23 protein-coding genes and 1 tRNA gene are annotated in these 21,050 nt (G+C 45.4%); 12 read left to right on the top strand and 12 right to left on the bottom strand.

The window, feature by feature from the left end; all coding sequences use genetic code 11:
- Positions 1 to 254 precede the first annotated feature (254 nt).
- From ric to IEX60_RS09340, 3 genes are read right to left on the bottom strand one after another with little or no spacing between them, the layout of a single operon-like run.
- Complete coding sequence (ric, locus tag IEX60_RS09330) at positions 255 to 1,199, bottom strand: iron-sulfur cluster repair di-iron protein (protein ID WP_188749850.1); 945 nt, start codon at positions 1,197 to 1,199, stop codon at positions 255 to 257.
- Between the two features lie 46 nt (positions 1,200 to 1,245).
- The gene (locus tag IEX60_RS09335; RefSeq protein WP_188749852.1) at positions 1,246 to 2,013 is read right to left on the bottom strand and encodes an ABC transporter permease subunit; all 768 of its coding nucleotides are present in this window, start codon (positions 2,011 to 2,013) and stop codon (positions 1,246 to 1,248) included.
- A 5-nt stretch (positions 2,014 to 2,018) separates the two neighbouring features.
- Positions 2,019 to 2,336: an ATP-binding cassette domain-containing protein gene (locus IEX60_RS09340; RefSeq protein ID WP_188749854.1), complete on the bottom strand. Its 318-nt coding sequence runs from the start codon at positions 2,334 to 2,336 to the stop codon at positions 2,019 to 2,021.
- Positions 2,337 to 2,554: 218 nt separating this feature from the next.
- Between IEX60_RS09340 and istA the strand changes: the two genes are divergently transcribed.
- Together istA and istB are read left to right on the top strand one after the other, a co-directional pair.
- Positions 2,555 to 4,081 (top strand): IS21 family transposase, encoded by a 1,527-nt coding sequence (gene istA, locus IEX60_RS09345; protein WP_229717492.1) that lies wholly within the window; start codon positions 2,555 to 2,557, stop codon positions 4,079 to 4,081.
- A 24-nt stretch (positions 4,082 to 4,105) separates the two neighbouring features.
- A complete protein-coding gene (istB, locus tag IEX60_RS09350; protein WP_188749858.1) occupies positions 4,106 to 4,852 on the top strand; it encodes an IS21-like element helper ATPase IstB in 747 nt (248 codons plus the stop codon).
- A 193-nt stretch (positions 4,853 to 5,045) separates the two neighbouring features.
- Here the strand turns inward: istB and IEX60_RS09355 are convergent.
- Positions 5,046 to 5,121 (bottom strand) — tRNA-Met (locus tag IEX60_RS09355).
- 211 nt (positions 5,122 to 5,332) lie between these two features.
- Here IEX60_RS09355 and era point away from each other — a divergent pair.
- The 4 genes from era (at position 5,333) to metF (ending at position 8,548) form a co-directional block, all read left to right on the top strand.
- Complete coding sequence (gene era / locus IEX60_RS09360) at positions 5,333 to 6,211, top strand: GTPase Era (protein ID WP_188749861.1); 879 nt, start codon at positions 5,333 to 5,335, stop codon at positions 6,209 to 6,211.
- A gap of 70 nt (positions 6,212 to 6,281) precedes the next feature.
- Positions 6,282 to 6,866 (top strand): 30S ribosomal protein S16, encoded by a 585-nt coding sequence (locus tag IEX60_RS09365; protein WP_188749863.1) that lies wholly within the window; start codon positions 6,282 to 6,284, stop codon positions 6,864 to 6,866.
- Between the two features lie 92 nt (positions 6,867 to 6,958).
- Entirely contained in the window at positions 6,959 to 7,480 is a 522-nt protein-coding gene (gene rimM / locus IEX60_RS09370) for a ribosome maturation factor RimM (RefSeq protein WP_188749866.1), read from the top strand.
- 111 nt (positions 7,481 to 7,591) lie between these two features.
- Complete coding sequence (gene metF, locus IEX60_RS09375; protein WP_188749867.1) at positions 7,592 to 8,548, top strand: methylenetetrahydrofolate reductase [NAD(P)H]; 957 nt, start codon at positions 7,592 to 7,594, stop codon at positions 8,546 to 8,548.
- A gap of 59 nt (positions 8,549 to 8,607) precedes the next feature.
- Here metF and IEX60_RS09380 read toward each other — a convergent pair whose 3' ends face one another.
- Complete coding sequence (locus IEX60_RS09380) at positions 8,608 to 10,281, bottom strand: glutamine--tRNA ligase/YqeY domain fusion protein (protein WP_188749869.1); 1,674 nt, start codon at positions 10,279 to 10,281, stop codon at positions 8,608 to 8,610.
- Positions 10,282 to 10,422: 141 nt separating this feature from the next.
- Between IEX60_RS09380 and IEX60_RS09385 the strand changes: the two genes are divergently transcribed.
- Entirely contained in the window at positions 10,423 to 11,727 is a 1,305-nt protein-coding gene (locus IEX60_RS09385) for an FAD-dependent oxidoreductase (protein ID WP_188749871.1), read from the top strand.
- Between the two features lie 3 nt (positions 11,728 to 11,730).
- Here IEX60_RS09385 and IEX60_RS09390 read toward each other — a convergent pair whose 3' ends face one another.
- Complete coding sequence (locus IEX60_RS09390; RefSeq protein ID WP_188749873.1) at positions 11,731 to 12,204, bottom strand: Lrp/AsnC ligand binding domain-containing protein; 474 nt, start codon at positions 12,202 to 12,204, stop codon at positions 11,731 to 11,733.
- Between the two features lie 402 nt (positions 12,205 to 12,606).
- Between IEX60_RS09390 and IEX60_RS09395 the strand changes: the two genes are divergently transcribed.
- Positions 12,607 to 13,650, top strand: coding sequence for a hypothetical protein (locus tag IEX60_RS09395; RefSeq protein ID WP_188749875.1), 1,044 nt, complete (start codon positions 12,607 to 12,609; stop codon positions 13,648 to 13,650).
- Positions 13,651 to 13,656: 6 nt separating this feature from the next.
- Here IEX60_RS09395 and ruvC read toward each other — a convergent pair whose 3' ends face one another.
- Positions 13,657 to 14,223, bottom strand: a complete 567-nt coding sequence (gene ruvC / locus IEX60_RS09400; RefSeq protein ID WP_188749877.1) for a crossover junction endodeoxyribonuclease RuvC — start codon at positions 14,221 to 14,223, stop codon at positions 13,657 to 13,659.
- A gap of 108 nt (positions 14,224 to 14,331) precedes the next feature.
- On the opposite strand from ruvC, the gene IEX60_RS09405 reads away from it, so the two are divergent.
- The gene (locus IEX60_RS09405) at positions 14,332 to 15,306 is read left to right on the top strand and encodes a lysylphosphatidylglycerol synthase domain-containing protein (RefSeq protein WP_188749879.1); all 975 of its coding nucleotides are present in this window, start codon (positions 14,332 to 14,334) and stop codon (positions 15,304 to 15,306) included.
- On the top strand, positions 15,287 to 16,423 hold the full coding sequence (locus IEX60_RS09410) for a glycosyltransferase family 2 protein (RefSeq protein WP_229717493.1): 1,137 nt from the start codon (positions 15,287 to 15,289) through the stop codon (positions 16,421 to 16,423). Before IEX60_RS09405 ends, IEX60_RS09410 begins: the two co-directional genes overlap by 20 nt.
- On the opposite strand, the gene IEX60_RS09415 is transcribed toward IEX60_RS09410, so the two are convergent.
- The 5 genes from IEX60_RS09415 to IEX60_RS09435 form a co-directional block, all read right to left on the bottom strand.
- A complete protein-coding gene (locus IEX60_RS09415) occupies positions 16,420 to 17,151 on the bottom strand; it encodes a lysophospholipid acyltransferase family protein (RefSeq protein ID WP_188749881.1) in 732 nt (243 codons plus the stop codon). The two genes, IEX60_RS09410 and IEX60_RS09415, sit on opposite strands and share 4 nt — an antisense overlap.
- Positions 17,152 to 17,242: 91 nt before the next feature.
- Positions 17,243 to 17,764 (bottom strand): hypothetical protein, encoded by a 522-nt coding sequence (locus tag IEX60_RS09420; protein WP_188749882.1) that lies wholly within the window; start codon positions 17,762 to 17,764, stop codon positions 17,243 to 17,245.
- A 28-nt stretch (positions 17,765 to 17,792) separates the two neighbouring features.
- Positions 17,793 to 18,497 carry an SDR family NAD(P)-dependent oxidoreductase gene (locus tag IEX60_RS09425; RefSeq protein ID WP_188749884.1) on the bottom strand — a complete coding sequence of 235 codons (705 nt, stop codon included), beginning with the start codon at positions 18,495 to 18,497 and terminating at the stop codon, positions 17,793 to 17,795.
- 11 nt (positions 18,498 to 18,508) lie between these two features.
- Entirely contained in the window at positions 18,509 to 19,429 is a 921-nt protein-coding gene (locus IEX60_RS09430) for a lysylphosphatidylglycerol synthase transmembrane domain-containing protein (RefSeq protein WP_188749886.1), read from the bottom strand.
- Between the two features lie 55 nt (positions 19,430 to 19,484).
- The gene (locus IEX60_RS09435) at positions 19,485 to 19,820 is read right to left on the bottom strand and encodes a hypothetical protein (protein ID WP_188749888.1); all 336 of its coding nucleotides are present in this window, start codon (positions 19,818 to 19,820) and stop codon (positions 19,485 to 19,487) included.
- A gap of 83 nt (positions 19,821 to 19,903) precedes the next feature.
- On the opposite strand from IEX60_RS09435, the gene IEX60_RS09440 reads away from it, so the two are divergent.
- On the top strand, positions 19,904 to 20,428 hold the full coding sequence (locus IEX60_RS09440; protein WP_229717494.1) for a hypothetical protein: 525 nt from the start codon (positions 19,904 to 19,906) through the stop codon (positions 20,426 to 20,428).
- Positions 20,429 to 20,456: 28 nt separating this feature from the next.
- Complete coding sequence (locus IEX60_RS09445; RefSeq protein WP_188749891.1) at positions 20,457 to 20,978, top strand: DUF2911 domain-containing protein; 522 nt, start codon at positions 20,457 to 20,459, stop codon at positions 20,976 to 20,978.
- Positions 20,979 to 21,050 lie beyond the last annotated feature (72 nt).

Consider the following 21,050-nt stretch of genomic DNA (forward strand, 5'->3'; position numbering starts at 1 on the left):
AAGTGGTTGCCTTTGTAATGAAATATCAGAAAGTCTACCACAGACATTGACGGAGTTTTTTCTTTGTGCTCGAAATAATGAGCGACCAATGCCGGCAATTTCAACAACTGGTAAAGCTCCGTTGTCGAAAAAAGGTAAGTGGTTACTATCAGTGCCGTGAGCAATTTCATCTATACAAATTTAGTTAATCTTTAGGCAATCGTACCTGGTAATTTTATGCCTGAGCGTAATTTATATTTTATCAAAATAAAATTCTATCGATGTGCTAAGCGTTCGTTTTCGATTTTGATGACCTTTGGAAACAGGATGTTGTTTTCAAGGTGGATATGTTGGAATAGATCATTTTCAAACGCTTTGATCTTTTCATACAGGTATGTGTAGGAATTGCAAGCATTGGCGGGCAGCTGATAATCAGCGGTCAATTTACGGAAGTTGCGCAATTCATTTCCAGCATCCTGATGTTCCCGTTCCAAGTCTTGCACCGCTTCGTGGATTTGCTGAGGCAAATCGTCGGCTCCGTTTTCCAGTTTTTTGACGATGGGGAAAAGTACCTGCTCTTCGTTTTGGAGATGAATATTAAGTTCCGCCATGAATACGTGCAAGCCTTCGGCCAACTCCATCAGTTCGTGATGTTCGAAGCCGTGGCGTAGTGCCACTTTATCTGCCAATTGTTCAATGATAGGTCCATTTTCCCGTATATATCGGTGATGTACGTTGTGGATATAATCTGCTAAAAATCCAAGATCCCACCGGTCGAAATCATAGGCCACTTGCGCGCTCCGGACTTCCCCGGCCGCTTCCAGTTCACTGCGTAAATGCTGTTCTTCCACGCCGGCCGCTTCCGCTGCTTCCCGAAGGGTCCTTTTGCCACCGCAACAGAAATCGATGCCTAATTTCATGAATACTTCTGCCTTGCGGATATCTTTGGCAACGATTCTGCCTATCGTATCCGCTTCCTCCCTTCCTGCAAGCGACTTCGTAATTCGGACACGCCAGCGTCCCGGATCTGCTTCGAGATATTCCCAGTTGTACCGATCAGACTGCTCGGCGAGCAGGGAAGAATACAGCGGCTTAGGATCCTGGTCATTTAACATGATGAAATCTTCACCTTGGTCCAATGCTTCGAAATGCGCTAAAATCGTGGAATGTCTCACTTGTGGTTCAATTTTAGTGATATCCAATATTGCTGTTTTTTTCATGGCCTCAATTGTTTAATTCGTATTACGCGGTATGTATTGTTTTTTATCACAAATCCTTCCGCTTGAAAAACCGCAATGAGAACCACAGCGGCATAACCGTCCACAGTACCAGTACTGCTGCTGTCGTTACCATACCTCCTGCGGTCCCAAAGAAGTTCCGGAATATCGCCCCGGTATACCCCATCATGGCCGAAACATCTATCTGCAACAGGATCAGGACCCGGCTGATGTCGATGGGGTTCAGCATGGACAGCGCTACCATTGCACTTTCGATGGGGTAGTCCGAAAACTGGAACAGGAAGAACAGTACCAATGCATCAAACAGCAGTGCAAAATAGAGCCAGAGCAGGATGGACAATCCGATGCCTTTGGCTTTGTCGCGTATACGCACAGCAGCCCAAAGGGCTATAGACACGAAGACCAAGGACAATGCGCAGCCGCAGAGTACCAATAGGATGCCCGACGCTGTAAATGCATAAAAAGCCACAGGAATACCCACGCCAACAATGAAAGCCAACGATACGGCCCCAGCCAATCCGGTGAAAATGCTCATCCAGATTACCTTCCGGCGAAGCGGCTGACTGACCAGCAATTCGATGAACTCCGAACTGTTGTACAGGTAGACCGTGGAAAAGAGGATACTTACCAGGGGCACCACAAATAGCACAATGCTCAATAAACTGGCTACCCCCTTTTCCGCGTTGTCTTCCATGCTGAACACACTGAATGAAAGTATTAATAACACGGCTGTATACACGATGATGGTACGGCTCCTGAGCAGGTCGGCAATGACATATTTGATAATCTTTTTCATGCTGCTTAATCGATGAGTTCGTGGATGGCTATTACCTGTGCAACTGCCTTTGACAACTTATCCGTCCCGGTTGCCGTTTTAAGCGATTGCAACGACTTGTGGAACAGTGGCTTACCTTCCTGCATGTAAATGACCTCCGATACCAGATCGTCCAGGTCGCTCAATACATGCGAAGTAATGATAACCAGTTTGTTCCGTTGTGTTTCGGTGATAATCTTGTCTTTCAGTAATTCGGTCGAAAGTGGGTCCAGCCCGGCCGTTGGCTCGTCAAGAATAAGCACTTCGGGATTGAACAGGAAGGCGAGACAGGCTGGATAAACCACACCAAAATGATCCCCCTAAACCATCAGAAACTGTCCCCCTCTGCCAGAGGAAAGTGATCCCCTTCGGCCAAAGCAAAGTGTCCCCCTTTCGCCGGGCCAAAGTGATCCCCTGAAAAGAGTATAAAGTAGTTTGCCAGTCGGTTTGGTTAGACGGGGTTTTTGTTTAGATTTTCGATGAACAAAAACCCTTGATTACGATGTCCAATACACCGATCAAAATGAATAAACTACGACAGATTATCCGCCTTTATTGCCAGGGAACCGGCACAAAGACCATTCACGGGATGTTAGGCACTTCCCGTACGACTATCAAAAAGTATGTGCGGATCTGGCACGAACTGGGTCTCACCCATGAAGAGTTCAATTCCAGGAGCGATAGTGAACTATCCGTTCTTTTCAATACGACGGCAGCCAAATCGATATGTAGCCCCCGTATGCAGGAGTTGGAACTGTTACTGCCGGATTACTGTAAACGATTAAAAAAGAAGGGTGTAACCCGTGAGCTGCTTCATTTGGAATATCTCTCGAAGCACCCTCAGGGTTATGGGCGCTCTCGGTTCAACAATGCCATCCATACCTATCTTCAGCTTTCCAAGCCTGTCATGCACCTTGACCATAAAGCAGGAGATAAGATCTATATCGACTTTGCCGGAAGCAAACTACAGCTTCATCCAGCTTCATGCCCGGAGCGTGATGTAGAAGTATTTGTAGCGATATTGGGCTGCAGCCAGCTTACGTATGTGGAAGCAGTAGAGAGCCAGCGTAAAGAGGACCTGATCAAGGCCTGTGAGAATGCCCTGCACTATTTCGGAGGTGTCCCGGCGGCTATTGTTCCCGACAACCTGCGTTCTGCAGTGACCAGGGGAAGTAAATATGAAGCCGTACTCAATGATGAGTTTGCGGCTTTTGCCGAGCATTATGCGGTTACAGTGGTCCCCGCCCGGGCTTATAAGCCCCGTGACAAGTCTTTGGTGGAAGGGGCTGTTAAACTTATCTACCGGAGCATTTACCAGCGGCTGGAAGGCCGCAGGTTCAGCGACCTGGAATCACTGAATGCAGCCATACGGTCCGCACTGGAAATCCACAACAACAAACCTTTTTCAGGACGGAGTTACTCGCGCAGGGAACAGTTCGAGGAAGTGGAACGGGAAGCTCTGGGTGCACTCAATCCGATCCGCTACGAGGTTCACAGGCAAGTTATGGTAACAGTGATGAAGAACGGCTATGTCCGTTTGGGTGAGGATATTCACTACTACAGCGTTCCTTACACCTATATCGGCAAGAAAGTAAAGGTACTTTATACCTCCGGAATGGTCCTGATCTATTACCACTACACGCAGATTGCGGCCCATAAACGCAACCGGACCAAATATCATTACACCACCGACAAAGAACACCTGGCCTCACAGCACCGTTTTCTGACCGAATGGACACCTGAAAAGTTTATCCAGGAAGCCGAGCAGATCCACGGGGATGTAGCCAAATACATCTCTCAGGTCCTGGAACGTAAGACCTATCCTGAACAAGCTTACAAATCATGTTCCGGTATATTGAGCTTCACCAGACGTGTCGGACCAGAGCGTCTGGCCAATGCCTGCCGTTGGGCCGACAATCTTGGCCAGTACAGCTATCCAATCATTGAGGAGATCCTGAGAAAACGGCTGGACCAGCTTACCCCTGAGGATGAACCAGCCAGCAGCATCCCGACCCATAACAACATCAGAGGCAAAGAATATTATCAGTAATACATTAACAATCCTATCATAAGCATGAATAACGAAACATTAGAGAAGATGCGTCAGCTTCGCCTTTACGGCATGTATGATGCCTTTAAAACCAATCTGGAGACTTCAGTGAAAGAATCCCTGACCGCAGACCAATTTATTGCACTGTTGGTGGCCAGCGAATGGGACGACCGGCGGAACCGCTCTGTACAGAGAGCCATCAGAGGGGCAAACTTCCGCTACAACGCCTCTTTAGAGCAGATAGATTATTCCTTTGAGCGTGGCCTGGATAAGAACCAGGTCCACAGGCTTGCCGGACTTGAGTTCGTCAAAGAACACAAAGATGTGTTTATTACCGGTTCCACTGGAACCGGTAAAAGCTACCTGGCCACTGCTCTAGGCTATCATGCCTGCCAAAATGGTTACAAAGTGATGTACGTGAATACGGCTAAGCTTATGGGGCAGTTAAAGCTGGCCAAGGCAAAAGGTACCATGTTGGCCGAACTTAAGCGCATAGAGCGCCTGGACATGCTTATACTGGACGACTTCGGCCTCCAGCCATTCGACCCACAGTCCAGACTTGCGCTGCTTGATATCATTGAAGATAGGCACCAGAGGCGTTCTACGGTAATTACTTCGCAGATCCCGGTCAAGGAATGGTACGATATTATTGGTGAAAAAACCGTGGCTGACGCAGTCCTTGACCGAATTGTACACCACTCAGTAAGGGTTGAACTTTTTGGAGAATCACTAAGGAGAAAAAAAACTAATCCAGAAAATGTATTTTTGTAGAAATAATAGTTGTTAAACCGGACAAAAAATATCCGTCTAAGGAACCGATCTCCACAACAACTTTTTGTTCTTTTCAAACCTCAACTCTGAGGGGACACTTTGAAGTGGTGAAGGGGGGACAGTTTAAATGGTATATCCAAACATGGTTTTCGGTTTAAAAATAAAGCCGATCAATTTCTTGACCGGCTTCCTTTGGTAGCGGGGACTGGACTCGAACCAGTGACCTTCGGGTTATGAGCCCGACGAGCTACCAACTGCTCCACCCCGCAATGTATTTTCAGTATTTCATTCTCATTCGGACTCGAACCAGTGTCCGCCAACTGGCGGATATGAGCCCGACGAGCTACCAACTGCTCCACCCCGCAATGTTTCTTTTATATTGTATCCGAACACTCGCTGCCGGATTTTTTTAATTCCTTTTCCGAATTGGACTGCAAAGATATAATTTGTTTCTTTGCAAAACAAATCAAATTTCAAAAAATGTCCCATAAAGCCGGATTTGTTAGTATCATTGGAAAGCCGAATGCGGGTAAGTCCACGTTAATGAACGCGTTAGTAGGAGAGAAGATGTCTATTGTAACGCCAAAGGCACAGACAACGCGGCACCGCATTATCGGAATTGTCAATGAGCCGGACTATCAGATTGTTTTTTCCGACACGCCTGGCGTGATTAAACCTGCGTATACACTGCAGGAGTCCATGATGAGTTCCGTCCAAGGTTCACTTATTGATGCCGATCTGATTTTATTGGTCACGGATATCCATGAGAAATACGACGAAAACGATGTGATTGAAAAATTAAAGAAGACGGATTCGCCGGTTGCGATACTCATTAATAAAATCGATACATCGACAGAAGAGGAAGTTAAACAGAAAATAGTAAGCTGGCAGGAACTTGTTAATCCCCAAGCAATTTTTGCTGTGTCCGCACTTCATGGGCACAACATGGAGTCGGTAATGCAGTTTATTTTGGACCGTCTTCCCGAACATCCGCCTTACTACGAAAAAGATGCGCTCACCGATCGGAACGAGCGTTTTTTCGTGTCGGAAATCATCAGGGAAAAGGTATTTAAGCTATATGAAAAAGAGATTCCGTACAGTACGGAAGTGGTAATCACCACTTTTAAGGAGGAAGCCAGCATCACCCGGATCAGTGCGGAAATCATTGTTGAACGGGATTCGCAGAAAAATATCCTAATCGGGAAAGCAGGCAGTATGATAAAAAAAGTAGGTACGTATGCACGGGAGGATATAGAGGACTTTTTGCAGACAAAAGTATTTTTGGAGCTGTTTGTCAAAGTAATCCCCGATTGGCGGAAAAAAGATAATTACCTAAAGAGGTTTGGTTATGAACGATAGTTTTTCTATCTTTGCAGCCCCGCAGCAGAGCGCTCCGGGGTTATGTTGAATACATATTTTAAAGAACAGAATGGCAGTTAAAATCAGATTGCAAAGACACGGTAAAAAAGGAAAGCCTTTTTACCATGTAGTAGTTGCCGATTCGCGTGCTCCACGTGACGGTAAGTTTATTGAGCGTATTGGCTCATACAATCCCAACACCAATCCGGCAACGATTGATTTAAATTTCGATAAGGCGCTTGATTGGTTGAACAAAGGTGCACAACCCACAGATACTACCCGTGCGATTTTGTCGTATAAAGGTGTGCTTTATAAAAAGCACTTGCAAGGCGGTGTGAAAAAGGGTGCTTTTGACGAAGCAACTGCCGATGCTAAGTTTGAAGAATGGCTTAGCGCAAAAGAAGCTAGAATCCAAGGTAAAAAAGACGGATTGGCTCAGACTAAAGAAGAGGCGAGAAAAGCAGCATTGGCTGCTGAAGCGAAGAAGAAAGCAGAAATGGCTGCTGCCATCGAAGCGAAAAACACGCCTCCGGCAGAAGAAGCTCCCGAGACAGAGGAAGAAGTCCCTGCAGTGGATGCTGCTGCTGAGACAGCCGATGAAGCTCCGGCTACTGAAGAAGCTCCGGCTGATGAAGAGTCAAAGACGGAAGAGTAATCAAATTATTCTTCAAACAAAACAAAACCGCTCCGGGGAATTCATCCTTGAGCGGTTTTTCATTATTCGGTTACATCCTGACCATCTATTGAATGGAGTTGACAGATAGTTTCTACATCGGCTATATAAGCAAAACCCGTGGACTCAAAGGGGAGGTGCAGCTGTTTTTTGAGTTTGACGACTATGAAGCACTGGAAATGGACGTGCTCTTTTTGGAAATGGAGCGGAAGCTTGTTCCCTTCTTTGTTGACAGCCTGAAAATCCACAGTAACCGTACCGCATACTTGTTCCTGGAAGATGTAGACCACATCGACAAGGCGAAGGCTCTTGTCCGAAAAAAGGTGTATCTGCCCAATAACAAGCTGCCTCAACGTAATCCGGATGATTTTAGGATCGGCGATTTGAAAGGATTTAGGGTGTATGATTTGACCCATGGCGAATTGGGTGAAATCGTCGAAGTGCACGAATATCCGCAGCAATTTGTTGCAGCAGTCGCTTATAGAGGTAAAGAATTGATGTTTCCGTTGATTGAAGATCTGATTGTTTCGATCGATCAGGAAGGTCATCGATTACAGGTAAATCTACCCGAAGGATTGGTAGATGTGTATTCATAAATAAACCGGTTTGATTCCATAAGCGATCACAGTACTTTCGCTTAAAAAGAATATTGATCCATACCAATAATTTGTCTAAGTTTGGCGGCTGCCATAGTCAGGCTCGATGAAATGAAGATAACTGAACATATAAAAAACGCCAACGGAAAACCCCTGTTTTCATTTGAACTGCTGCCTCCGATGAAGGGGCAAAGTATTGCCAGTATCTATAATACGATCGATGCATTGATGGAGTTCAAGCCACCTTTCATTGATGTGACGTATCATCGCGAAGACTACATCTACAAGCAGCATCCGCATGGCTTGCTCGAACGTATCGCCTATCGCAAACGTCCGGGTACGGTGGCCATATGTGCAGCGATCATGAACAAATATAAGGTGGACGCCGTGCCACATCTGATTTGTGGTGGATTTACAAAGGAGGAAACCGAAAACGCACTGATCGACCTACACTTCCTGGGTATTGATAACGTACTGGTTTTACGGGGTGATGCACGTAAAGCGGACAAAGATTTCGTGCCGACTCCAGGTGGACACGCCTATGCCACCGATCTGTTGCAGCATGTCAAGAATATGAATGGTGGTAAATACCTCCACGAAGACATTGAGAATTCGGAATGTACCGACTTTTGTGTGGGGGTGGCTGGTTATCCTGAAAAGCACTTTGAAGCGCCTAATTTCGAAACTGACTTTAGGTACTTAAAGAAAAAAGTTGAAATGGGTGCCGATTTTATCGTAACGCAGATGTTTTTTGACAATAGTAAGTACAAAGCATTTGTGGAACGCTGTAGGGCCGATGGGATTAATGTACCCATTATTCCCGGATTAAAACCCATTACTTCCGCCAAACAACTGATTACGCTTCCGAAGATTTTCCACATTGACATCCCGGTGGAACTCAGCGAAGCAATCGGGGCCTGTAAAACCGCGCAACAGGTGAAAGAAGTGGGCATTGAATGGATGGTACAGCAGTGCAAGGAGCTGGTTGAATTCGGTGCTCCGGTATTACATTTTTATACGATGGGTAACCCGGCTCCGACTAGACAAATTGTGGAGCAGGTATTCTAATTCCTGCCCCACGTCCATATCCTTACATTGTTTTTATCCTTGCTCCTTATTTAAAATCCTTACTCCCTATTCATCTCTTTCACCCAGGTATCCCGCAGTGTCACCGTACGGTTAAATACGAGATGGTCCGGAGTGGATTGTTGGTCATCTAACGTAAAATAACCTTTGCGGATAAATTGATAACCTTTGCCTGGAACCGCATTCAGTAGATCAGGTTCTGCATAGGCTTTCTCGATGATTTGCAGGCTCTCCGGATTGATGGTCAATTTAAAATTTTCTTCTGCGGCCGGATTTTCCACGTTGAAGAGCCGGTCGTATAGCCTGACTTCAGCGGTTTTGGCGTGGGGTACACTTACCCAATGGATGGTGCCTTTCACCTTTATGCCGCTGGTATCTTCACCACTCTTGGATTCAGGTAAATAGGTGCAGCGGATTTCCGTAATATTTCCTTCGCTATCTTTTACGGCTTCATCGCACTTGATGATGTAAGCATGTTTTAGCCTTACCATCAGTCCGGGGGCAAGCCTGAAAAATTTCTTGGGGGGATTTTCCATAAAATCTTCCCGCTCAATCCACAGTTCATTGCTGAAAGGTATGCTGCGTTCGCCTTCCCCTCCCTCAACTTCCGGATTGTTTTCGCCTATCAATGTTTCCGTTTTTCCGGCGGGATAATTGGTGATAACCAATTTCACCGGATCGAGCACTGCCATGCGCCGCCATGCGGTTTGGTTGAGGTCTTCCCGGATGCAAAACTCCAATAGTCCCACATCGATTATATTTTCGCGTTTAGCCACGCCGATACGTTCGCAGAAGTTGCGGATACTGGCAGGCGTATACCCACGGCGGCGTAGTCCGCTGATGGTGGGCATGCGCGGGTCATCCCAGCCGTCTACATACTTCTCATTGACCAGTTGGAGTAATTTCCGCTTACTCATTACGGTATAATTCAGGTTGAGCCGGGCAAACTCGTATTGTTTAGACGGAAAAATTTCGAGCTGCTCAATCAACCAGTCGTACAGCGGCCGGTGCGGTATGAATTCCAGCGTACAGATGGAATGTGTGATGTTTTCGATCGAATCGCTTTGTCCATGTGCAAAATCATACATGGGATAGATGCACCACTTGTTGCCCGTTCGATGATGGTGTGCATGTTTGATCCGGTAAAGCAATGGATCGCGAAGGTGCATGTTGGGATTGGCCAAATCGATTTTAGCACGCAGCACTTTCGCTCCGTCCGGATATTTCCCTTCGCGCATTTCCGCAAACAAGCGGAGATTTTCTTCCACGCTCCGGTCACGGTAAGGAGTGGGCTTGCCCGGTTCCGTGGGGGTACCTTTGGATGCCGCGATTTCTTCCGAAGAGCTGTCGTCTACATAAGCAAGGCCCTTTTTAATAAGTTTAACGGCATAGCCATATAAGGTCTCGAAATAATCAGAAGTATATAATTCTTCGGCCCACTGGAAGCCCAACCATTTAATGTCGTTTTTGATGCTTTCCACGTATTCCGTTTCTTCGGTAACGGGGTTGGTATCATCAAATCGGAGGTTAGTTTTGCCCATATATTTTTGGGCTAATCCGAAGTTAAGTACGATGGATTTAGCATGCCCGATGTGCAGATAGCCGTTGGGTTCGGGTGGGAAACGTGTCAGCACCCTTCCGCCGTGCTTTCCATTGCGGATATCTTCTTCAATAATTTCCTCGATGAAATTGAGAGATTTTTCGTCGTTTAACATGCTGCAAAGGTAATTATTAGTTTTGATCAAAAAATAAACCTTACTGAAGCATTTATGTCTAATTTTACGTCTTCATGAATCGAAGCTGCGAAACCTGATACGACAGGTTTCCTTGGGCCTTTACGAATAAATGATTTTCTAATGAATAAAATACGGTTTTCCTTTTGTTTGCTGCTGGTCCTGCCGATGATCGGTCTTGCCCAAAGCAAAAAACGACCCCAGGTATTCGTGTATGGATATGGAGTAGATGCCTATGCCGCGGCATTGCAATCTTCTTTATCGAACCTGAATACGGTTTGGGTGGTCAACGGAGACAAAATGATTCCCGAGTTGACTTCGGAAATAATTTCCATTCCTTCCGATGCGGGACTGGATGCGGGAATTTGGGCCAATCTCCTGGCGAAAACATTGCGATCCGATAAACCCAGCGACTCACTTTCGGCGATAGCCCGGCGACGGATAAATCCACGGATTGTACAGAATGTGATCGATAGTGTGCTGAAAACCACCCAAAATCTGACGATTATTGAACAGGGGCAGGTTCGCTCCATCAAGAAATCCGGAAAGGATTGGCAGATCGAGTTGGCAGATAAGAGCCGTATGAAAGTCAAGGCTGTGGTGGATGCCTCTAAAGACGCCTATCTATATCAGTTGGCGGGGGGAAAGATTGATAGCATCGCTACACGGGCAACCATACCCGATTCGTATTTCGAATCTGCAGTTTCCAGTGAACTTTTCCGTACGGGAGTCGCTGTGGGCGAGCAGGATGGCCGTGCGTTTACCTTACCACTGTCGGGGTTGATACCGGGCGACGACAGGAACTTGTTTCTGACCCAACGGACGCCTGTGGTCCAGCACCTGTTAACCGGCGATGAGCAAGACATCCCGTTATTGATGCATGTGGGCCAGGCGGTTGGAGCTGCGGCTGCTTATGTCGCTTTTTTTAAAACAACCTCGGATAAGGTGGATGTACGAGATGTGCAGGGCGAATTGTTGAAATATGGAGGCCGATTGATACCGTTTAGCGATGTGGCACTCGAAAAGCCCTATTTTTCGGCGATTCAGCGGACGGGTGCTACGGGTATGCTGTCCGGTAGGATCAGCGAAGATGGACGTATGTATTTTGATGCCGATGAGGCCGTGACAGTGGCCGAGATCAAGCCGGTCTTGAATCAACTTTTTTCAAGGAGCCAGATTTGGTTTGTTGATCATGCCGATGTTGATACACTTACATTGGCAGATGTATTCAGCTATATTAAGTTTGTCGGCCAACGGGGTAATGAGTTAGAAGGCCAGGTGCAGAAAAACTGGAAACGGCGTTTTCATTTCGAGGATGAATACGATGAGCAACGCATCGCAACGCGTAAGTATGTAGCCGTGCTATTAGACGCCTACTGCGGTCCTTTTTCCGTGAAAGTAGGGCTTAACGGTACCATTCAGCGCTGAAAATCAGGTCAAACTGATCTGGCGCTTTATGCTTTCTTCTAGGGAGATAATGGTCTCCGTCCGTTGTATACCTTTCACCGCTTGAATATCTTCATTCAATACTTTACGCAAATGGGTGGTATCGCGGCAGATGATTTTAGCGAACATGCTGTACGTCCCCGTACAATAATGTAATTCCACTACTTCTTTTACTTGTTTTAGCTGCTCAACGGCGTTATTATATTGAGAACCTTTCTCTAAATAGATTCCCAGAAAGGCAGTGATGTCAAATCCGACCTTTTGCGGATTAATTATTAAGTTTGAGCCTCTAATTATTCCCAATTCTTCCATCTTTTTCATCCTAACATGAATAGTTCCGCCGGAAACGATCAATTTTTTTGCTATTTCTGTGTATGGTATCGATGCATCATTCATTAAAATGGATAAAATTTGTATATCCAAGTTGTCAAGATCTAAATTTTCGAGCTTTTTTTCCATATAAAACGATATTTATTTCAATTTATCTCAAAAATAATTATAAAAAACGTAAAAATTGAATTTTTTTAATAAAAATTCTTTAATAATTTGTGGTTATTGTTATATTTGTATCAATCGATCAGCAATTAAATAATGAAATGTTGATCAAAGTAGTTTGCCCTCCCTCAATTTAATATAGGTTTATAATTGGTTAGCGTAGAAGCTCCTCTCCCAAAGGAGCTTCTTCCTTTTAAACATAAATTGTCAATCATTCAAGTTAGCGATAATAGCGGGTTTTCATTGTAAATTTCTCAAAAATATAGACTAAAATCGGTTCATTTATGAAAATATTACAATTATTTACGCGGCGCAATTAAAAATGTATCTTTACGCTTCAAAATAACCTTAAAATGGCGTTTGACGATGGAGACGGATGATGTAAAAATTTCGCGCAAGAAGCCGATATATCCGGTAACTCCTGCATTACAAAAGTATCTACGTGCTTATCAACGCGATGCAAGGATGCCTATCAGCTATGGGAATCTGTTAGATTTTTATGAGACGGTTCCGGTAATCGATAAAAACGGAAAGGATACGTTGTGGGAAACGCCCTTATACCCACCGCATGTACAAGAAACGCTTTACAACGGATTGAAGATTATTTATGCCGAGCTCAAGGCGTCAGGGAATAGGCGGGTCGTGGAACATAAATATATTGATCGGGTCGAATATTGCAGTTTTGGCAACACACATCCGTTCCGCATACGCATTGTCAATCGGCTAAACGATGTATACGATTATTTTTATGTAAAGCAAGCGGATGCTTCCAGAATATACGGCTTGGAATTGGAACAGATTATCTCGCCAAATCCGGTGAACTACTTGGTAGACGGACAGACTTTGGTGGAGGAACATATTGTCGGTATTCCGGGCGATGTATTTGCTCGTACGTTGATGCATAATCCCGATTATAATCCCAAGCGGATCGCCAAAGAGTTTGTTAAATTCAACGAACGGTGTATCATTACCTTACTAGGCGATATGCGATCGTATAATTTTGTCATGCAAATTACCCCTGACTTTGATGATTTCCAGTTTCGGATACGTGCCATCGACTTTGACCAGCAATTCTATGAGGGGAATCCCAAAATATACATGCCGCAGTTTTTTAAAGACAACCTGCCTTACGTGCAGTTGTGTATGGAGCACCTGACTGACCGCACGGCATCCCAATATCAGCAAGAGGAGCGTTCATCCATTGTGCATCGTGTGCGCAGCGAACGTCACCGGATTGCTGCGCTGCGGGATGTATCCAATACCGAAGAATTGTCAACCTCCGCCAATGTGAAACGGCTTAGGGAAGGGTACGCGGCTTATTACCAAAATGAACAATACCTGAAATGCCGTACCATGACGGATATTATCGAATTGAATGTCAAAAATGTGATCAGGCAGGTGAAATTGTAGGAATGGCTAACCCAAACGATCTGCGTTATCCCTGATAAAGTCGTTCCAACCGGAGTACCCTTTTCTGGAGCTTCCTTGCGAATTGTTTTGGAACGCGTGGCATACCGCCACAGCTAGCCCATCTGTAGCATCCAGAAATTGGGGAGTCTCTTGAAATTTCAGTAAGGTCTTAAGCATGGCAGCTACTTGTTCTTTGCCCGCATTCCCATTGCCGGTAACCGATTGCTTGATTTTCCGCGGCGCATATTCGAAAATCGGGATGTCCCGATTCAATGCGGCGGCCATAGCGACACCCTGTGCCCGACCCAGTTTGAGCATTACCTGGATGTTTTTTCCATAAAAAGGTGCTTCTAAGGCCATACAGTCCGGCTGATACTGCTCAATAAGCGCCGTTGTTTTCTGGAAAATCTGCTGCAATTTAAGGCCATGATCGGATAGGTGATCCAATTTGATGATACCTAAACTGATCAGGGATAGCTGTTTGCCGATTTCCCGGACGATGCCATAACCTAATACTGCAGTGCCCGGATCAATACCCAAGATAATCCGCTCCTTATCCGTGGACTTTTGCATCTTGCAATATTAGGGTTTTCCCGGGAGATTACGAATCAGCTGCTCCTTAAATGATCTTGTTAGGTTTGCCATATAAAATTTGTAACATTGCACGCTAAATCATCGGGTTTGAGCAATAAGGTAAAGAAGATACTGGGTATCGTACTCAAAGTTACTATCCTGCTATTGGTAGCGTGGGTATTATACCGTAAGCTTAATAATCACCAAAATTTGTTGGAATTCGAACGCCTGATGCTCGGGTTAGGTACAGCAACTGTTGCAATTACCTTATCTGTGGTGGTTGCCCTGATGTTTGTCAACTGGTTGCTGGAAGCGGTAAAATGGCGATATCTGTGCCGGTATATCGAACCGATCAGTTTGTGGAAGGCGACTCAATCGGTATTTTGTGGGTTAACATGGGCCGTATTTACGCCCAACCGTATCGGTGAATTCGGCGGTCGGGTACTCTTTCTCAAGCCACGCAAGCGTATTTTTGGTGTGGTAGCCATGGGAGTCGGTGCATTGGCGCAGTTGGTGTTGACAAGCGTAGCAGGGTCACTTAGCATCGCTTGGTTCGTCAATCGGTTTTTTGATGTCAGCGTCTTCGCAGGTGGGGCGTTATGGCTGTTGGCGGTGCTATATGCGGGGTTTTTCCTGGCGCTTTATTTTAATGTGAGGTGGATTGACGGTTGGATAAAGCGGATTGGGTTCCTGCGCAGGTTTCATCGTTTTTTTGAGATTCTTACGCGTTATAACCGAAAGGAATTACTCATCGTTTTCCTGAATTCGTTGGCACGTTTTGTTATTTTTACTTCCCAGTATTGCATACTGATGCTGGTCCTTATCCCCGGTATTGACTTTGTGCCGATGCTGCTTTTGATCTTTATTCTATTTTTTGTTCAGGCGGCTTTGCCCACACTGGATCTGTTTGATTTTGGCGTCCGCAGTGTTACGGCGAGTTATTTATATGGACACATTACCGATCAGGACATTGCAGTGATGGCAATCGCATCCTGTATTTGGTTTATAAACCTTATATTGCCCGCCATTTTAGGTTCGGTGTTTGTCTTAAAAATTAATTTCTTTGGCGATTCAGTTGATTAGTATCGCATTGGTGATCTTCACCGGTGTTTATATACTGTTGGTGGGGTATATGCGTAGCGGTTGGGGCGCGTTGCCTGTCTTTTCGCGTGGGGAGAAAAAGGCCGGAACGAAGGTCAGTGTGCTGATTGCGGCACGTAATGAAGAGGCAAATATAGGTCGTACGCTTTCGGATATTTTGGCCCAGGATTTTCCCAGAGAGCTGCTGGAAATTATTGTAGTTGATGATCATTCTACGGATCGTACATCTGCCATCGTGCAGTCTTTTTCTAAGCAGGGTGTGAAATTGTTGACCCTCCGTGAATCAGAACCTTTGAATTCTTATAAAAAGAAAGCGATATCCATGGCAATCGCCGAAGCTATCGGTGAGCTGATTATTACAACGGACGCCGACTGCCGGATGGGAAAAAATTGGTTAACCACGGTGGTTACCTGCATAGAGCAGCATCATTATTTTCTTTTATCGGCACCGGTGGTTTATTCGCAGCAGCGTAGTTTTTTTGAAGAGTTACAGACATTGGAGTTTCTTTATCTCATCGGACTGGGAGCAGCCGGTATTGGAAACCGATATCCCTCTACCTGCAATGGAGCCAACCTTGCCTATCGACGGGATGTGTTTTACGAAATGGGAGGATTCAATGGAATTGATCACCTTGCTTCAGGCGACGATGAATTGTTCCTTCATAAAGTGGCGGCTAAATATCCGGATAAAATCGGATTCTGTAAGTCAAGGGATGCAATTGTCTATACGGACGCCAAAAGAAATTTACGGGGATTTATGAACCAACGGAGACGCTGGGCATCCAAGAGTACGCATTATAAAAACCGGGGGATTGTTGCGTTGGGTATTTCCATTTGGTTTTTCAACGTTCTGCTGTTATTGAGCGGAGTGGCAGCGTTAACGTGCTGCCAGGAGCTGTGGCCGGTATTTGCTGCGGCAATTTCGCTGAAATTCCTGATCGAATTCATTTTTCTCTATCCGCTCTGCAGGTTTGCCCAACGGAAGGACTTACTGACGTACCTTCCCGTATTGACCATCGTGCACGTGGTTTATATGGTATATATCGGAGTTGCCGGCAATATGGGTAAATACCAATGGAAAGGCCGGCGGGTCAATTAATTGATTTTTTCACGGATCCGGGTTTCTGCCTGGGCTACCACTTCGTCAGGGCTGAGTCCCTGGGGTTCTATGGGAGGAAGGACTTCCCATGACATCCGGGTAAACGTGTTCAGTGGGAAAAAACCATATTGAACCATCTGCCAGGAGTTATTTATTGCCACAGGCACCACCAGCACATTTGGAACCTTTTTCAATATTGTTGCGATTCCTCCCACATTAAATGGTTTGATTTTTCCGGTTCTCGCACGGGTACCCTCGGGAAAGATAAAAGCCGACCAATTTTTGGATTTCATATTATTTGCCAGTTTGAGGATTTCGGCAATGGATTGCTTGGGATCCTTCCGGTTGATGTTGGCAGCCCCGCCATGGCGTAGATTGAATGATATGCTTGGGATGCCTTTCGCGAGCTCAATTTTCGAGATAAACTTTCCGTGATGCTTGCGCAGAAAAAAAATCAATGGCGGAATGTCATACATGCTTTGGTGGTTTGCCACAAACAGAATGGGACGGTCTATCGGTAGCCGCTGCCTGTTGGTGAACTTCACCGTGTTTCCCAGTACGTAATACGTACAGAGTAAAAAGCAGTTGAGTACATCCACGCATTTTTTGTGGGCTTTGTATCCCCCCAGTTTCAGGCAAATCCATTGTATCGGATGAAAAACTGTAATGATAATGCCGAAAAGTAAATAAAAAATTGGCGAAAGAATATAACCGAAAAGTTTTCTCATGTATGGTTGTCCACTAACGGGTTCATTGAAAAACTGCAAAGATACGATTAATCAACAGTTTAGCAAGCGTTCGCCGCGGTAGGTATGGGATCTACTGTACCCTGGACCGTTGGTTGAAGCTATTGCGTGTGTAATTTCCCGGCAAGGCATGATCCCCTTCTTCAAAACTGAAATGTACGACATTGATATTGGGTAATTCAGTGTATGCATAGGTAGCTTCCATTAAGTACATCTGTGCCCCGGCCGATCCCATCTGTTGCGTAAGATATTGAGCATCGGTGATATGCAGGTAAAGTGTGTCGTTGGAAATCCGATCGATTTCCGGTTTGATTTCAGGGTAATTGGTTATCAATGCCTGTGTAAGAGCATCGGCATTCAATGAAGCCGTATCGAAATCTGTATTCTTCTCAATCGTTAGTTGTTCGGTTTGCTCATCAAAAACGGCAAGGTAGGGCAGCGCAGGCAGGGGTGCCTCCATATCTTCGGCAATTTCTTCAGCTACCTCGTCATCGCGGATTTCCGATGCCTTATGCTGTCGGGAATCATTCCGGCATGAAAATGCTGTTAAAATGAGAAGGGATAGAACTAAAGATCGCAGATTTGACGTATTCATGGCTTTCCGTACATTTTAATGTGTTCTTTTATGGGGTTGTGACTGCAACAGGCAGTATTTTTCCATTAAAGAACTGATGGCCGGTGAGGGCAAAATGGGCAACATATTTACCCATCTCTGCGGCAGTCACTGGCGACTTGTATCCTGGAAACGCTTTTTCCAGCATTTCTGTTTGCGCCGAACCCAAAGCTAAGCAATTTATTTTGATATTCATATCCGTGAATTCCAAGGCCAAGCATTCCGTAAGTACATGCAATGCAGCCTTGCTGGCCGAATAGGCTGCTAGTCCGGGAAATTTCACGCTGCCTTGGAAACCACCCATGCTTCCGATATTGACAATATGGCTGTTGGTTGTCAGGTAAGGTAACAGCTGTTGAATGATTTGCACGTGACCCAATAGGTTGCTTTCCGTCATCGATAGAAAATCAGCAGCCGATGTTTCCACAAAGGGTTTATTCAGCAACGCACCGGCGTTATTGATGAGCGCGTGGACTTTTCCCAATTTTTTGTTAACCATGGGGGTGAGTATCCGCTTATAATCCCCGTTTATGATGTCAAAAGGAAGAATGTGGATGTTAGAAGCGTATGCCTTCCCCGAGGTGGCGGATTGTAGTCCGGCGAGTCTCTCCCCTGTGCGGGCAATTGCCAGCACCTTGTTCCCCTGTTCCGCTAAGGCCAAGGCGGCCTCAAAGCCAATTCCATTACTTGCTCCGGTAATCACAATATTTGCCATGGCAGTCAGTTTTATTCATTTTCATCGTCTTCCTCATCCATCTCCGCTTCGGCCGTAGTAGGCAGCCTGTCTTCGCCCAAGCCCTGCGGATGGAAAATAAAATACGAACCGGTAATGGAAAGCGCCGCAGATATGAGATAGAAGAGTAGACTGATCAATACAGCTAAATGAGGATCCAGTTCAAAAAGCTGTGCTCCATACATGTTCCCAACTTCGCGTAAACCCAAACCGCCTGCAGAAAAAGGAATGACGGCAACCAGCGACGAAAGTAAAAACATCAGTAAGTAGGGAGAAAATTTACCGTCAAAGCGAAGGGCATAGAGAATGAGAACAGCAGTAACTGCCTGCATGGATTGTACACCCAGGGCTTTCAGGTGTGTTAGAAAAAAATGTTTGCTATAGGTAGGGAAATAACGTTTCAATACTGCATAATAAGCCACCGTACCCAATGCAACTGCAGCGATCGGAACCTCATTCGGTATTTGCAAACGGGGGATAAAGATGACCAGGGTAGCGGTAATGAAGCAGAGTGCCCAAAGACCGCTAAGGCGGTCGAAGAAAACGGCGGATAATAGCCTTCGGCCTTTAACTTTAAACTTACGGCGCAAAAAATAGATTTTATATCCGTCACCTCCCACTCCGCCCGGCAGAAAGAGGTTGTAGCACGACCCCAAAAGATACAACTTAAAATTATACCGTTCCGAAAGAATTAACCCCATCCCTTTGAAAAAGCCGTTTAATCGTGAAGAAGCAATTAAAATTGAACACGCATAGGCCAAAAATGCCAATACAAGGAATAGGGGGTTGGAGTCGATCAGCGCCTCCTTCAGGTCGGCCACATTTACTTTGCGGAATACCCAATATAACGCGGCTGCTGTAAAGCAAAGTTTAAGAACCGTTTTTAAAATATTCCATAACCTTTTTTTATTCATAATCTACGCGTGAAGCTCCAAAGGTATAAAAAACGTTAAGAGTAATGCAATGGCTTCAACCGAAGATGAGGGGATAAAGTCGGGCATACAGCATAATCAAGTATACAATCAGCAGGCCGGTGTTCAAGGACAACATCCAGTTCAGATCTGCTTTTTGATACTTATGGCGCAGCGTGAGAATAAGCAACGTTAAAAAACTCAGAAAGAGGATACCGGGAAAAATAAAGGCCCATTTATTTTGTATGTACACAAAGGTGGAACTCAATGGCTTGGCTATTTTATTTTCAAGAATAGCTGGCGCAAACGCAAACAGCAGCAGTAGCATGAAAAGTCTGACCAGCAATTTTGCAACAAATTTACTGATGGTATGGTTTTTGGGAGAGATTGTCATACAGAATAATTATTTTTACAAGCGAATCTATTATCTTTACGGCACAAAAATACAATTCCAATCACACAGATTTTTGCGATACTATGAATAGGTCATTATTTGTACTCACAGTGCTTCTGTCTTCGGTTTTATTTTCGACGTCCTGTTCCTCTCAGCAGAGGTCTGTTGAAGGGGGGCCGTCTGCGACTGCGTGGAAAAACGGGGTGAAAGGACAATGGGTACTGCATTCTATTGACAAAGAAAATTTTCCTTCTGCATATTCGGTGAAATCAGTTTTTGAAGAAGCTCCACCGGAGTGTTTTGTCGGCAGTGTTTGGAACCTGCCAAACAATGGCAAAGGTACCATCACCTTCGATGCAGAAGGTACACTTTGCGCACCGGGGGCTGTACGCAACATTGTGTGGTCTATTTATAACCCCGGGAAGGGCAACGGGCAGCCGCAGTTTCAGTTCAAGAAAATATACCCTGGAGATAAGCCGAGTAACGTGACCGCCGGTTATCGGCTGGATCTTTCCTACGCAGATAGTGAACAGCTTGTGCTGCGGATGCCATTGGATTTAGAGGGTACTGCAGGTTACCTGGTTTTTAATTTTGAACGGCTTCAATGATACATTGTAAACTTAATAATTAAAACGTATGAAAGCAACCGTGTTATCTTTCGTGTTTGTAATGGCCCTGTCTGTGCTATCTTTTGCACAACAGGATAAAAGTAAACGGGCGAGCCCTCCGGCTCATACTACCGTAACTACGGCGGACGGAGTCACCATTGACATCCATTACAGTCAGCCTTCCTTAAAAGGGCGCAAAATAGGTGTTGATATTGCACCTTTTGGCAAGGTATGGCGTACCGGTGCAAATGAAGCCACTACCTTTGAAGTGAACAAAGACGTGCTGGTGCAGGGACAGGCACTTCCCGCAGGAAAATACAGTCTGTATTCCATCCCCACCGAACAGAACACAACGATCATTTTCAACAAAGTGTGGGATCAGTGGGGCACTCAGTACGACGAGTCCCAGGATGCCCTTCGCGTAGTTGTTATGGGCAACGAAAGCGGGCAGTCCGTTGAGCAGTTTACCATCAAAGCCGATAAAAACGGTACGGTTACGCTGGTTTGGGGACCTTATTCGGTACCTTTTACGGTTAAAGCCGCTAATTAATTAGCAGTAAAGTCTTCGTGGATGCGCGGCTCATTCAATTGACACCGGCTCCACGAAGTTTTAATTGACTAA

Origin of the sequence: Parapedobacter defluvii (assembly GCF_014642075.1) — a bacterium.
GTDB lineage: Bacteria > Bacteroidota > Bacteroidia > Sphingobacteriales > Sphingobacteriaceae > Parapedobacter > Parapedobacter defluvii.